The following is a 13604-nucleotide window of genomic DNA, read 5'->3' as shown; positions in this document are numbered from 1 at the left end:
TTAGGGGGAATCAACATGAATACACTGCTTGTCGGAATTAACGTTGCAGTCATGCTCATCTTAGTTGGCGTATTATATTATATGCAACGTAAGCATGTATCTTTTAATAAACGTGTATTTACCGCTTTAGGAGTCGGAATTTTATTCGGTCTTATATTACAATTTATTTATGAGCCAACTTCTAAAGTAATTATTGAATCAAATACTTGGTTTGGCTTAATCGGTAACGGTTATGTAAAATTACTTCAAATGATCGTTATGCCACTTATTTTAGTATCTATTATTTCAGCATTTACAAAATTACAGTTAACGAAAAACCTTGGTAAAATTAGTGGCCTTATTATCGGTATTTTAATTCTTACTACAGGAATCGCTGCAGCTGTCGGTATCGCTGCAAGTGCAGGATTTGATGTATCTGCAACCGGCCTACAACAAGGTGATGCAGAATCTGCTCGTCTGAAACTAGTTGAAGAAAGATTTACTTCTATTGAAAAGACAACAATTCCAGATAAATTATTAGAGCTATTACCTACAAATCCGTTTCTTGATTTAACAGGCGCTCGTCCAACATCAACAATTTCTGTCGTAATATTTGCAGCCTTTATCGGCATTGCCTTTATAGGTGTAAAACGAAAATATCCAGAACAAGCAGAGCTATTTAAGAAAATGCTTGATGCTGTATATGCAATCGTAATGCGTATGGTAACATTAATTTTACGCCTTACTCCATACGGCGTATTAGCTCTTATGGCAAAAACAGTTGCTGGTAGCGATATAAATGCTATTTTAAAACTTGGTAACTTCGTGTTAGCCTCTTACGTAGCACTTATCGTAATGTTTATCATTCACTTATTATTAATTGCATTGTCTGGTTTAAATCCAATTCAATATTTGAAAAAAGTGTTCCCTGTACTAACTTTTGCATTCACATCTCGCTCTAGTGCTGGTGCGATGCCATTAAATATTGAAGCGCAAAAAGAAAAGCTTGGTATTTCCGAAGGAATTGCAAACTTCGCAGCTTCATTTGGGGTATCTATCGGACAAAACGGTTGCGCAGGTATTTATCCAGCAATGCTTGCAATGATGGTCGCTCCAACTGTTGGAATTGATCCATTACAACCACAATTTATTTTAACTTTAATCGCTGTCGTTGCTATTAGCTCATTCGGTGTTGCTGGAGTTGGTGGCGGTGCAACATTCGCAGCTTTAATCGTACTATCTACAATGAACTTACCAATCGGTATTGTTGCTCTAGTTATCTCGGTTGAGCCATTAATCGATATGGGGCGTACAGCTCTTAACGTAAGTGGTTCTATGACAGCAGGTCTTATTTCAAGTAAATGGCTTGGTGAATTAGATCAAGATACGTACAATCAAGATGATACAAAAACTGGTGAAATTGCTTCATAATGAAAAAAAGACGCTAACATACAATTGTCAGCGTCTTTTTATTCCGTTCCCTCTTTATAGATTTTATCTTGAGAATTATCACTCCAAGTATTCTTCTAGTTGCTCTTTTAACTCTTCCTCAATCTCATAACAAGATTCATCAGCGAGTTCCCCTACTTTCTTACTCCCCAAAATGTTTGATTGAATTGGCATTCCTAAAAAGATTCTTTCACATTTCCAAATTGGAATATTGTGAAATCCAATCATCTCTTTTTCTTCATCTAATATAGCTATAGCAACTGATGAATAATAACCCACCTCAAAGGGATTCTCTTTTTCCCTTGCAAATCCCATATCTAATTCCATGTGGTTTTCTATGTATAAACGTGAATACTCTTTATGCAGTTTAAGTGATATTCGCTCTATTTCCTTCTCCATACATTGAATGTTCTCTTTTAACTCCAACGTAAACTCCTGTTCTTTATATTTCATTTTCGCCTCCTTAAACATAGAAAAAGAGAATACACTAACATATCCTCTTTCCTCAAATATATTTCATTATCTCACAGCCCGTCCTTTTCACAAATAACCATTTTGTTCGCACCATTTATGAAATTGTCCTACGTCTACTCCAACTAACACGATATCCTTTAGCTCTACATCAATGACTTGTTCTCCAATTACAATAGCAAACTGCGATGCTAATTTTGTCTCGTTTTTCTTTACAATTCCAATTCGGTTCCGATGCGGTCCATCTTTTATATATGCTTTTTGTCCTACAATATCAAAGTTCAAAATTCTCACCTCTTTTACTGCGCTCAAATTGGAAATACGATCTCCACCTCGGAAAATTTCCTTTCATTGCACTATTTCTCTATATATATGACGAAACAATAAAAGAGTCCTTCCTTCTTTACAATTATTTTTTCTTTGTTTCATTTTTGTGATTGAAACGTAAAGTTTATAATAAAATACACTTGGAAGCGCTTTCTATGTAATTTTTTATGTTATAATATATAAGTAGAACTTCGTAAAGAGGGTTAAAAAATGAATACAAAAATGATTAAAAAAGTAATTGAAGCATTAAAAGTATATGGCTTTCAGGATGTATCATTCTGTGACAAAACGAAGCAATTTTTATTTCATAACGAAACCGATATTATGAGCGGCTATGCAGAAATAACATATAGTAGTCAATTTGAAAAATTCAACGTACAAATTCATCCAATTGAAACGCATCACCAAGCAGAGTTACAAGAGATTGAAAGACATATACAAGCTTGTATAAGAAAAGTGGAATATTTAAACGCACTTCTTACCGGGCAGACAAAACTAGATGATAAAATTATTATTATGTAAAAAAAGAACGTGATCCAATCACGTTCTTTTTTCATTATACGTTCATCTTTTCCTTTAGTTGTAATCCTGTAACAGATTCTAATACATCCATCGATTCTCCAAATGTCATATCAAAAATTGTCTTGTCCTCTATGTATGGAAACTGTCTGAAACGCTTTTCTAACACCTTCACAGCATCTGATGTAAAGTTTGCACTATCAATATCAAATTCTGTTTCAAGAAGAACGATCCAATCTAACACATGAAAACCTAATCCATTGACGAATGAAATCAATTTTTCTTCTGGGTTTGAAGATAAGAATACTTGGCGTTCCATCTCACTAAAAAGTTCTTCTCCTAAGATTTCAGCTAACTCATCATCATGTTCACGTTCAACAAGTTCTTCGTAGCCGTAATCATCCACAAGCTCTTCTACTTCTTCACTATCCTGACAAAGCAATTGACTAAGAAGTGCCTCTTTCTTAAATTCACTATTTTGTACGACTTCTAAAAAGCTCGTTTCCCATCCATTTTCTAATTTCATATTATGTACTCCTTTATATACGTTTCTTATCATCACTGTACCCAAAAGATCACTTTTATAACCTTTTAGGTAGTTACTATTATTTCACATGATTTATAACATAAGATGCAAACTCAGCTACATCTCCTTCAAAAATATTTATTTCTGGCAAGTGATAGAACGTTGTTTGGAGCGGGTTTCCTGCATGATATACATATATCGTTTTCTCTAGTGCAATCGCCATTCCAAACTCTGTATGGCTCCCGTTTCCGCCATCTAATATAAGTAAAAATACATCCGCTTCTTTTACAGCATTTTGTTCTGCCTGACCAATTTCTCTTAATTGTTCTTCATTCGCTGCTCTTTCATTTTTGGTCCAATCATATGTATGGTGCCATCCTGCATGTTTCAGTTCATTTGCTACGGAACGTACAAGATGTTTATTTTGGAAACCTGAGGCGATATAAAAATTCATTTATATACACTCCTTCATTATGTATGGGGAAACTCCTTTTTAGCGTTATTTGTTATAGCTACAATAAAGAACAACTTCAAAAAAAATCCCCATCTTTAAAACTTATTTGCGTTTAAATGATGGGATGCTTCATGGTCTTCTTTTATTTTTTGTTTTTTATAACTTTCATCAGCTAACATTTCTAGTTCAGCTGTTATCTCTGACTTTTCAAGCTCTCTTTCTTGCGAAAATTTCCTTGAAATATAAACAATAACACTACCAACGTACAACACAAAGCATATAATAAGTGCAGTATTTTCATAGAGACTTAGCTCCAACACAGTCACTCCTAATCCATTCGTATTTTCACGCCTCATTAATTGGAATTTCCCTATTAACCCATTTGTTATCCCGCTATTTGAGGGCAGTAAGACTCCCTCCTCAAAATTCAGTAACAGTAAAGAAGTTAGATGTGGGATGCACCCAACTGATTAAAGTTTCACTTTATTGTAACATAAAAATATCAATTCTTGGAATCTTTCACCCTACTAAAAGAGGCATGATTGTTTCATCATGCCTCTGAAATATTTTGAATGATTGTTTTAATTGCTTCTTTTCCATTATATTTTTTTAGTGCTGTTTTATACTTCTCATTATTTTGACTTAATTCTTCGACATACTTTATAAGAGATTTTACATTTACATCTTCTTCATATAATACGGAAGCATATCCTTGTCTTTCAAAGGACTCTGCATTTAATATTTGATCTCCACGGCTTGCAAATTTCGATAATGGAATTAAAACCATCGGCTTTTGTAATGTTAAAAATTCAAAAATTGCGTTGGAGCCCGCGCGTGAAATAACAAAATCTGTTACCGCTAATATATCTGGCAGTTCTCCATGTACATATTCAAATTGTCTATATCCTTCTTTATTTTGTAAACTTTCATCAAGGTTACCTTTTCCGCAAAGGTGAACAATTTGATATTTTTTCAGAAGTTCTGGTAACGCGGATCGAACCGTTTCATTAATTTTTTTTGCGCCCAAACTTCCTCCCATGATTGTAATAACTGGCTTTTTACGTGAAAAGCCTAAAAATGCTAAACCTTTTTCACGATTTCCCTTTAGTACTTCTTCACGTACAGGAGATCCTGTATAAATTACTTTTTCTTTCGGTAAATGTTTCGCAGCTTCTTCAAATGTAACAAATATTTTCGAAGCAAAACGAAGCGCAATTTTGTTTGCTAGTCCTGGCGTCATATCAGATTCATGTAATAAAACTGGTACTCTATTTAGCCATCCGCCAATTACGACTGGTACAGATACGAAACCGCCTTTTGAAAAAATCACATCTGGTTTTAGTTTTCGAATTCTTACATACGCATCCATAACCCCCTTCATTACAAGAAAAGGATCTTTTATATTTTTTAAATCAAAATAACGACGTAGCTTTCCACTCGAAATACTATAGTAGGGAATGCCTTCCTTTTCTATAATCGTTTTCTCAATACCTTTGTGAGAACCAATATAAGAGATATCCCAGTTGTCTTCCTGTAAATATGGGATAATGGCTAAATTAGGTGTTACATGTCCTGCCGAACCGCCACCTGTAAAGACTATTTTCTTCATACGTCTCCCCCTTCTAGACTATAATACACTAAAATATCTTGCCTCAGGGTGAGAAAATACCATAGCCGTTACGGACGCTTCTGGCTCCATCATGAATCCTTCTGTTAATGAAATACCTATTTCCTCTGGATGAATTAAGCGAAATAGCTTTTCTTGATCTGCAAGTTCTGGACACGCCGGATAACCAAATGACACTCGTATTCCTCTATATTTCGTACGGAAACGTTCTTCCATCGTCAGTTCAGGTGAGTCCGGAATGCCCCAGCGGTCACGAATGAGCATATGTGTTTTTTCAGCAAGTCCTTCCGCTAATTCAAGCGCTAACGATTGAATGGCATGACTACGTAGGTAATCACCTTTCGCCTTCAACTCTTCAGCAATATCCCGAACTCCTTCCCCAACCGTAACAGATAAGAAAGCAACATAGTCCATCTCATCTCCTATTGGGCGCAAATAATCACCTAAAGTACGATAGGGAGCCTTTCCTTGTCTAGGGAATGTGAAACGCTCTATAACACGCGTATGATCTTCTGGATCATATATTACAATGTTTTGTCCGTCGCTTTGCGCTGGGAAAAATTGATACACTGCTTTCGGCTTTAACCAAGATTGTCCTTCCTGCAATAATTCATCTATTAAATCATTTAATTCATGTGCTCTCTTATCTCCCTCTTTCAAAAGCTTCTTCACATTTCCTTTTAATCCAAGGTGATGCCCAAGTAGCATTTGTCTATTCAGAAATGGTGCGAGATGAAGGGCGGGAACATCTCGTAATACAATTCGTTTTGTTGAATCAGGCACCATAACCTCTGATTTTGGTAATGGCTCAATTACTGCTGGAATTTCTACTTTCTTCTCCTCTTTTTTTACGATATGAAGATGACGTTCTTTTTTATCCTGCTTCATCTTCTCACGCTCTTCTTCTTTTTGAAGCTTATTAATAATATCGAGCCCCGTCATCGCATCACTCGCATAACAAACGAGTCCTTTATATGATGGTGAAATCCGATTATCTGTAAACTTTCTCGTTAACGCTGCACCACCTACAACAATGGGCACATCAATATTTGCCGCTTTTAAATCTTCAGCAGTCGTTACCATTTGTTGCGCTGATTTTACTAATAAACCTGAAAGGCCTATAATGTCCGGCTTCTTTTCTTGTACTTCTTGAACAATTCGATCCGAACGTACATTAATTCCTAAATTAATAATCTCATATCCGTTATTCGCTAAAATAATTTCAACGAGATTTTTCCCAATATCATGCACGTCACCTTTTACAGTTGCTAACAATACTTTCCCTTTTTTCGCACTATCACTAGATTCCATATGTGGCTCTAAATAGCTTACAGCGGCTTTCATACTTTCGGCACTTTGCAATACTTCAGCAACAATAAGTTCATTATTATTAAATAGTCGTCCTACCTCGTCCATCCCTGTCATAAGCGGACCGTTAATAATATCAAGAGGTTTTCTTCCTTCTTCAAGTGCAAGACTTAAATCCTCGTGTAATCCTTGTTTCGTACCTTCTACAATATAATTTGCTAGTCTTTCATCAAGCGTTAACGTTTCTTGCACAACGACATCTTTCTTTTTAGCAACTCGGTAAAAGTTTGTAAATTCTTCTAACGTCTCTTTCGTCGTTTCAAACAGTAAGGCATCTGCAAGGCGTTTTTCTTCCTCTGGAATCGACGCATAGCGTTCTAATTTTTCCGTATTCACAATCGCGTAATCTAATCCTGCTTTCGTAGCATGGTATAAAAAAACTGAATTTAATACTTCACGTCCAGCCGGTGGTAAACCAAATGATATGTTACTTACACCTAAAATCGTTAAACACTCTGGTAACGCTTCTTTAATAAGGCGAATTCCTTCTATAGTCGCTGCCGCTGAGCCAATATATTCTTCATCACCTGTCCCTACTGGAAACACAAGTGCATCAAAAATAATATCTGACGGGCGTATCCCATACTTCTTTGTAAGTAATTCATAGCTTCTTTTCGCAATTTCTATCTTTCGTTCCGCACTAACCGCCATACCGTCTTCATCAATTGTTCCTACAACTATAGCGGCACCATACTTCTGAAGAAGCGGTGTCACTTTTTTAAATCGTTCTTCTCCATCTTCTAAATTAATTGAATTAATAACAGCTTTTCCTTGAATATAAGTAAGAGCTCGCTCCATCACATTTTCATCTGTTGAATCAATCATAATCGGTACTTTTAAAACTTTCGTAACTTCTGCTAAGAAGTTTTCCATATCTTCTATTTCATCGCGATCAGGATCTGCCATACAAATGTCAATAATATGAGCATTTTTCTTCACTTGCGCTCTTGCCACTTCAGCAGCCTCTTCAAATTTCCCTTCTGCTACTAAGCGTTTAAATTTACGTGACCCAATAACATTCGTTCTTTCACCTACAAATAACGGTCTCATAGACTCATCATATTGCAGTGCTTCTAATCCACTAATTCCATGTCCTTCTCTCTCATGATGGTCACGAGGCCTAAGAGATGCTAGCGCGGATTTCATTGCTTTTATATGTTCTGGTGTCGTGCCACAACAACCACCAATAATATTAACCCATCCTTCTTCAGCAAATCGCTTCACCTTTTCAGCAAGAGAAGATGGAGATTCATGGTAATGTCCATCTTCATCAGGAAGACCTGCATTTGGATAACAAGAAATGTAACACTCCGATAAATCAGATAGTGAACGAATATGGTCCCTCATAAACTCCGGACCAGTCGCACAGTTTAACCCAACAGATAATGGTTTCATATGTTCTACTGATAAATAAAAAGCTTCAATTGTTTGCCCAGCCAGAGTCGTTCCCATTGGCTCAATCGTTCCTGAAATCATAATAGGAACCGTTTTTTTCAGTTCTTCAAAAGCGGCTTGAATTCCAATATAAGCTGCTTTCACGTTACGCATATCTTGACTCGTCTCAACGAGTAATACATCAACTGCTCCTTTTAATAATCCTCGTGCCTGCCTTGTATAAGCCTCAATCAATTCTTCAAAAGTCACACCACCTGTAACACTAATTGCTTTCGTTGTTGGTCCCATCGCTCCCGCAACATATACTTCCTTCCCGCTTTCTTTAACAGCTTGCTTCGCCAAAAGTGCTGCCTTTTCATTTAGTTCTTCATCTAAATGAGACAGATCATAATCACTTAGTACAATATTCGTTGCCCCAAATGTATTTGTTTCAATAATATCCGCTCCAGCTTCAATATAAGCTTTATGAATCTTTAAAATAACGTCTGGTCTTGTTTCCACTAAATATTCATTACAGCCCTCGTACTCTTCTCCTCCGAAATCTTCAGCAGTTAAATCCTCTTGCTGAATCATTGTCCCCATTGCACCATCTAATATTAAAATGCTATTTTTTAATTTTTCTTCTATACACTTCATCAATTAATACCTTCTTTCACTTCTTGCTTTTCTCTTACATATTTAACAAGATGTTCTGTAATTTCATACTTTAAAAATGGTGTAATAAGATAAATACCATTAAAATATTGCATCGCTGCGTCGACCAATTCTTGTGAAATGCGGATCCCTTCCTCAATTGCTGCCTCTTTCGTTTCATGTCCATCCATTCTCTCTCTTATTTCTTCAGGAAGAGTAATACCCGGCACCTCAAAATGAAGAAAATCTGCATTCCGCTTACTTACTAACGGCATAATTCCAATAAAAATAGGTTGTTCCAAATGCTTTGTCGCTTCATACACTTCTTCAATTAACTTGATATCGTAAATTGGCTGAGTTAAAAAATACTCCGCTCCAGCATCTATTTTTCGTTCCATTCGCTTAACCGCTGCTTTTAAGTGCCTCACGTGAGGATTAAATGCGCCGCCTACAGAAAACCTTGTCGCCGGTCCAATTGATTTCCCTAAAATTGAACGTCCATCGTTCATTTCTTTAATCATTTTAATAAGCTCAATAGAGGATAAATCATATACAGAAGTGGCACCGGGAAAATCACCAACGCGCGCTGGATCACCAGTTAAAGCTAACACTTCTTCCATCCCTAACGCCGATAAACCTAACAAATGAGATTGTAGTCCAATGACGTTATGATCTCTACACGTTAAATGCGTCAATACTGGGATATCATGCTTCGTTAATAACGCACCCATCGCCATATTAGAAACACGAGGCGATGCTAATGAATTATCTGCTAGAGTAATAGCATCTGCTCCCGCTCTTTTTAACGCTCTTGCTCCTTCAAAAAAACGCTGTGTATCTAACGTTTTCGGTGGATCTAATTCCACTACAACTGTCGTTTGTTTTTTCGCTTTCTCTGCTAGAGTGACGTGAGCCTTCGAACGTTTCTCATGCGTATGAACGACTTTCGGCCTTTGAATCGTGTCTTTTTCTATTACAGGGGTAATATTCGCAACAGCGCGCTTCATACTTTGAATATGTTCTGGAGTCGTACCACAACAACCACCCAATAACCGAATACCTTGCTCAATAAATCTCGGTGTCATCGCTTCAAAATAAGCTGGGCTTCCCTCATATACGTAACGTCCATCCACATAATTCGGGAGGCCTGCATTTGGGTATGCTGATAAATAGCCATTTTGAGGAATCGATATCATTTTGAAAGCTTCCGTCATATGAAGCGGCCCTAGTTGACAATTCAACCCAACAACATTTGCACCGTAATCTATAAGTTGCTTTAATATTTCATTGACATCATTTCCATTTTGAGTCGTACCTGCTTCATGTAACGCTAATTGCGCAACAATTGGAATATTCGTTTGCTTACGCAATACTTTAACGGCATGAAGTAATTCAAATTCATCGTAAAAAGTTTCTAATAGTAATCCATCAACCTGTTCTTCTAGTAAAGCCCCTGCCTGTTCAAGTAACATAAACTCTCTTTCCATATCAGTCGTTGTAACAGCTCCGATATGTTTCATACCACCAATTGTTCCTAAAATTGCATTTTTATCTGTCACAGATGCTTTCGCCAGTTTTACTGCCGCTCTATTAATTTCTGTAACTTGATTTTCTAAACCATACATACGTAATTTCGCCTCATTTGCTCCATACGTATTCGTTTGAATTACATCTGCTCCAGCAGCTACATATTGTTTATGAATCGATATAATTAAGTCTGGATCAGATACATTCAATTCTTCAAAGCTACTTTGCAAACCATGTGAATGCAATAACGTCCCAACCGCACCATCACCTATTACAATTCCTTTTGATAATAAATCTAGTAATTTCACGACTCTCCCTCATTTCTATCAATATAAAAACCCCCTCTTCACTTTGAAGAGGGGGACATAATCGTTCCTCCTCTTATTATGCAAAACATTCGTTTTGCAGGTATTAGCACCGTTTCAAACATTTCGTTTGAAGGTTGCCGGGTTTCACAGGGCCTTTCCCTCCACCGCTCTCAATAAGAGTTGTCTTTATTATTTTATTTATGTAGCTAAAAGGAAATGCGTTCCCCTTTTAACAATGTTTGTTAATTTTTTAATAAATTTAGCATGCACAAAAGTAAAAGTCAATGACACTTGCGGAAAAATAAAAATTATTTAAAATAAAGTTGCAATTCAGTTATATTTTATTGTAAAGTTAAAAACATAATAAAAATTTCATACGAACATTCTTATCTAGAGAGGTAGAGGGACTGGCCCTGTGACGCCTCAGCAACCATTAACATTTTGTTAATAAGGTGCTAATTCCAGCAAATTGTGAAAGATTTGACAGATGAGAAGAAGACTCTATTCAAACCGAAAGCCTTCTTCTTAGAAGGCTTTTTTTATTTTATATTCACTTAATGTTTCAATTTAAAAAGGAGGAATTTTCACATGTCAACAATCGAAACAAAACTAGCACAAATCGGAAATCGCAGTGAAACTACAACTGGAACGGTTAATCCACCAGTTTATTTCTCAACCGCTTATCGTCACGAAGGAATTGGTAAATCTACTGGCTTTGACTATTCACGAACTGGCAATCCAACTCGCGGTCTTTTAGAACAGGCGATTGCAGACTTAGAATATGGCGAACAAGGTTATGCCTGTAGTTCAGGGATGGCGGCTGTTCTCCTCGTCCTTTCTCTATTCCGCTCTGGAGACGAACTTATTGTATCTGAAGATTTATACGGGGGAACGTATCGATTATTTTCTGAGCATGAAAAAAAGTGGAATGTTCGATGTAGATACGTAAATACACAGTCTATTAAACAAATTGAGCAAGCTATCACAACTGAAACGAAGGCTATTTTCATAGAAACTCCAACTAATCCATTAATGCAAGTTACTGATATTGCTGCTGTCGCAACTGTAGCGAAAAGGAACGGACTACTTCTTATTGTAGACAACACTTTCTACACACCTTATATACAGCAACCATTAACAGAAGGTGCTGACATTGTACTTCATAGCGCAACGAAATATTTAGGGGGACATAACGATGTACTAAGCGGGCTTGTCGTTGCAAAAGGAAAGGAACTTTGCGAGGAAATCGCTCATTATCATAATGCATCAGGTGCAGTTTTAAGCCCATTTGACTCATGGTTATTAATTCGCGGTATGAAAACGTTAGCGCTTCGCATGAGGCAACATGAAGAAAATGCGAAAGCAGTTGTTGCGTATTTAAATGATGAGGACGGGGTGACAGATGTATTTTATCCAGGAAGAGGTGGCATGATCTCATTCCGCCTTAAAGATGAAGCTTGGATTAATCCATTCTTACAATCTTTATCCTTAATTACATTTGCCGAAAGTCTTGGTGGTGTAGAAAGTTTAATGACTTATCCAGCAACGCAAACACATGCTGATATTCCTGAAGAAATTAGAACAGCAAACGGCGTATGCAATCGTCTTCTTCGATTCTCAGTTGGCATTGAAAATAGTAACGATTTAATTCAAGACTTAAAGCAAGCCATTAAACTCGTAAAAGAAGGTGTAAGAATATGAGCTATTCTATAGATACACTCTTACTACACAACCAATATAAACACGACTCGCAAACAGGCGCTGTGAACGTTCCTATTTATAATACATCAACTTTTCACCAGTTTGATGTAGATACGTTCGGAAAATATGACTATAGCAGGTCAGGAAATCCAACTCGTGAAGCTCTTGAAGATATCATTGCTTTATTAGAAGGCGGAACAAAAGGATTCGCCTTTGCATCAGGCATTGCAGCGATTTCCACTGCATTCCTCCTTCTTTCACAAGGTGATCACGTACTCATTTCAGAAGATGTGTACGGAGGCACTTACCGAGTGATAACTGAGGTACTCTCCCGTTACGGTGTTTCACATACATTTGTTGATATGACCAATTTAGAAGAAATAAAACAAAACATTAAACCAGATACAAAGCTCTTTTATGTAGAAACACCTTCTAACCCACTTTTAAAAGTGACAGATATTCGCGAGGTTTCTAAACTCGCAAAATCTATTGGCGCTCTTACTTTTGTTGATAATACATTTTTGACACCACTATTCCAAAAACCACTTGAACTTGGAGCTGATGTCGTTCTTCATAGTGCTACAAAATTTATTGCTGGTCATAGTGATGTTACTGCCGGATTAGCAGTAGTAAAAGATTCAGAACTCGCTCAAAAGCTTGGATTTTTACAAAATGCATTCGGTGCTATTTTAGGACCTCAAGATTGTTCTCTCGTACTTCGCGGTCTAAAAACATTGCATGTACGCCTCGAACATTCAGCTAAAAATGCCAATAAAATCGCACATTATTTACAAGAGCACTCTAAAGTAAAAAATGTCTATTATCCGGGATTACAAACTCATCTCGGATTTGATATTCAACAATCTCAAGCAACATCAGCTGGAGCGGTCTTATCGTTTACTTTGCAGTCAGAAGATGCACTCCGCAAATTTTTATCAAAAGTAAAATTACCTGTTTTTGCAGTTAGTTTAGGAGCTGTAGAGTCAATTCTTTCTTATCCAGCAAAAATGTCACATGCAGCACTGTCGCAAGAAGCTCGTGATAAAAGAGGAATCTCTAATTCATTACTTCGGTTATCAGTCGGTCTTGAAAATGTTAACGATTTAATATCCGATTTTGAAAATGCCCTTTCTTATGTAGAAGAACCTGTAAATGCATAGAGAAAAAGAAGATATGAGATTAGGTTTTCATATCTTCTTTTTATGCGGTTTAGTTATATTCATTTGAATTTCTTCTTTTCTTATAGTCCATAAAAAATAAAAGTATATCATCTATTTCTAAATAATGGATTAATTGATATATTAAGAAATAAAAAGGGGT

Annotated in this window: 12 protein-coding genes and 2 riboswitches; of the genes, 4 read left to right on the top strand and 8 right to left on the bottom strand. The window is 36.6% G+C overall.

The window, feature by feature from the left end; translation table 11 throughout:
- Positions 1-15: 15 nt before the first annotated feature.
- Positions 16-1410 (top strand): L-cystine transporter, encoded by a 1395-nt coding sequence (locus tag DN404_RS13180; protein WP_001094344.1) that lies wholly within the window; start codon positions 16-18, stop codon positions 1408-1410.
- Between the two features lie 78 nt (positions 1411-1488).
- Here DN404_RS13180 and DN404_RS13175 read toward each other — a convergent pair whose 3' ends face one another.
- Both DN404_RS13175 and DN404_RS13170 read right to left on the bottom strand, forming a co-directional pair.
- Complete coding sequence (locus tag DN404_RS13175) at positions 1489-1881, bottom strand: hypothetical protein (RefSeq protein ID WP_000875399.1); 393 nt, start codon at positions 1879-1881, stop codon at positions 1489-1491.
- 87 nt (positions 1882-1968) lie between these two features.
- Entirely contained in the window at positions 1969-2184 is a 216-nt protein-coding gene (locus tag DN404_RS13170) for a DUF3912 family protein (protein ID WP_001008327.1), read from the bottom strand.
- Between the two features lie 252 nt (positions 2185-2436).
- On the opposite strand from DN404_RS13170, the gene DN404_RS13165 reads away from it, so the two are divergent.
- Positions 2437-2748 (top strand): hypothetical protein, encoded by a 312-nt coding sequence (locus tag DN404_RS13165; RefSeq protein ID WP_001093237.1) that lies wholly within the window; start codon positions 2437-2439, stop codon positions 2746-2748.
- A gap of 34 nt (positions 2749-2782) precedes the next feature.
- On the opposite strand, the gene DN404_RS13160 is transcribed toward DN404_RS13165, so the two are convergent.
- The 6 genes from DN404_RS13160 to DN404_RS13135 all read right to left on the bottom strand — a co-directional run bounded on the left by DN404_RS13160 (position 2783) and on the right by DN404_RS13135 (position 10583).
- Positions 2783-3271 (bottom strand): hypothetical protein, encoded by a 489-nt coding sequence (locus tag DN404_RS13160; RefSeq protein ID WP_149215127.1) that lies wholly within the window; start codon positions 3269-3271, stop codon positions 2783-2785.
- Between the two features lie 79 nt (positions 3272-3350).
- Positions 3351-3725: a nucleoside 2-deoxyribosyltransferase gene (locus DN404_RS13155; protein WP_001012344.1), complete on the bottom strand. Its 375-nt coding sequence runs from the start codon at positions 3723-3725 to the stop codon at positions 3351-3353.
- A 95-nt stretch (positions 3726-3820) separates the two neighbouring features.
- Entirely contained in the window at positions 3821-4081 is a 261-nt protein-coding gene (locus DN404_RS13150; protein WP_001250699.1) for a DUF3966 domain-containing protein, read from the bottom strand.
- Between the two features lie 194 nt (positions 4082-4275).
- Positions 4276-5334 carry an undecaprenyldiphospho-muramoylpentapeptide beta-N-acetylglucosaminyltransferase gene (murG, locus tag DN404_RS13145; RefSeq protein ID WP_149215126.1) on the bottom strand — a complete coding sequence of 353 codons (1059 nt, stop codon included), beginning with the start codon at positions 5332-5334 and terminating at the stop codon, positions 4276-4278.
- An 18-nt stretch (positions 5335-5352) separates the two neighbouring features.
- Positions 5353-8751 carry a methionine synthase gene (metH, locus tag DN404_RS13140; protein WP_025709780.1) on the bottom strand — a complete coding sequence of 1133 codons (3399 nt, stop codon included), beginning with the start codon at positions 8749-8751 and terminating at the stop codon, positions 5353-5355.
- On the bottom strand, positions 8751-10583 hold the full coding sequence (locus DN404_RS13135; RefSeq protein WP_025709779.1) for a bifunctional homocysteine S-methyltransferase/methylenetetrahydrofolate reductase: 1833 nt from the start codon (positions 10581-10583) through the stop codon (positions 8751-8753). Before DN404_RS13135 ends, metH begins: the two co-directional genes overlap by 1 nt.
- A 70-nt stretch (positions 10584-10653) precedes the next feature.
- Positions 10654-10763: riboswitch (SAM riboswitch) on the bottom strand.
- Positions 10764-10966: 203 nt separating this feature from the next.
- A riboswitch (SAM riboswitch) is annotated at positions 10967-11077 on the top strand.
- Between the two features lie 94 nt (positions 11078-11171).
- On the opposite strand from DN404_RS13135, the gene metI reads away from it, so the two are divergent.
- Both metI and metC read left to right on the top strand, forming a co-directional pair.
- Complete coding sequence (metI, locus tag DN404_RS13130; protein ID WP_000103897.1) at positions 11172-12284, top strand: cystathionine gamma-synthase/O-acetylhomoserine thiolyase; 1113 nt, start codon at positions 11172-11174, stop codon at positions 12282-12284.
- A complete protein-coding gene (metC, locus tag DN404_RS13125; protein WP_149215125.1) occupies positions 12281-13444 on the top strand; it encodes a cystathionine beta-lyase in 1164 nt (387 codons plus the stop codon). Before metI ends, metC begins: the two co-directional genes overlap by 4 nt.
- The last annotated feature ends 160 nt before the right edge of the window (positions 13445-13604 follow it).

Source organism: Bacillus sp. TE8-1, from assembly GCF_008368855.1.
Lineage (GTDB): Bacteria > Bacillota > Bacilli > Bacillales > Bacillaceae_G > Bacillus_A > Bacillus_A cereus.
This window is presented reverse-complemented; position numbering and strand designations above follow the sequence as displayed.

What these genes read in the sequence shown, in the direction of transcription:
- DN404_RS13165 (WP_001093237.1), top strand. Translation starts at nt 2,437, where the DNA reads ATGAATACAAAAATGATTAAAAAAGTAATTGAAGCATTAAAAGTATAT.
- murG (WP_149215126.1), bottom strand. Translation starts at nt 5,334, where the DNA reads ATGAAGAAAATAGTCTTTACAGGTGGCGGTTCGGCAGGACATGTAACA.
- DN404_RS13175 (WP_000875399.1), bottom strand. Translation starts at nt 1,881, where the DNA reads ATGAAATATAAAGAACAGGAGTTTACGTTGGAGTTAAAAGAGAACATT.
- metI (WP_000103897.1), top strand. Translation starts at nt 11,172, where the DNA reads ATGTCAACAATCGAAACAAAACTAGCACAAATCGGAAATCGCAGTGAA.
- DN404_RS13180 (WP_001094344.1), top strand. Translation starts at nt 16, where the DNA reads ATGAATACACTGCTTGTCGGAATTAACGTTGCAGTCATGCTCATCTTA.
- metH (WP_025709780.1), bottom strand. Translation starts at nt 8,751, where the DNA reads ATGAAGTGTATAGAAGAAAAATTAAAAAATAGCATTTTAATATTAGAT.
- DN404_RS13155 (WP_001012344.1), bottom strand. Translation starts at nt 3,725, where the DNA reads ATGAATTTTTATATCGCCTCAGGTTTCCAAAATAAACATCTTGTACGT.
- DN404_RS13160 (WP_149215127.1), bottom strand. Translation starts at nt 3,271, where the DNA reads ATGAAATTAGAAAATGGATGGGAAACGAGCTTTTTAGAAGTCGTACAA.
- DN404_RS13150 (WP_001250699.1), bottom strand. Translation starts at nt 4,081, where the DNA reads ATGAGGCGTGAAAATACGAATGGATTAGGAGTGACTGTGTTGGAGCTA.
- metC (WP_149215125.1), top strand. Translation starts at nt 12,281, where the DNA reads ATGAGCTATTCTATAGATACACTCTTACTACACAACCAATATAAACAC.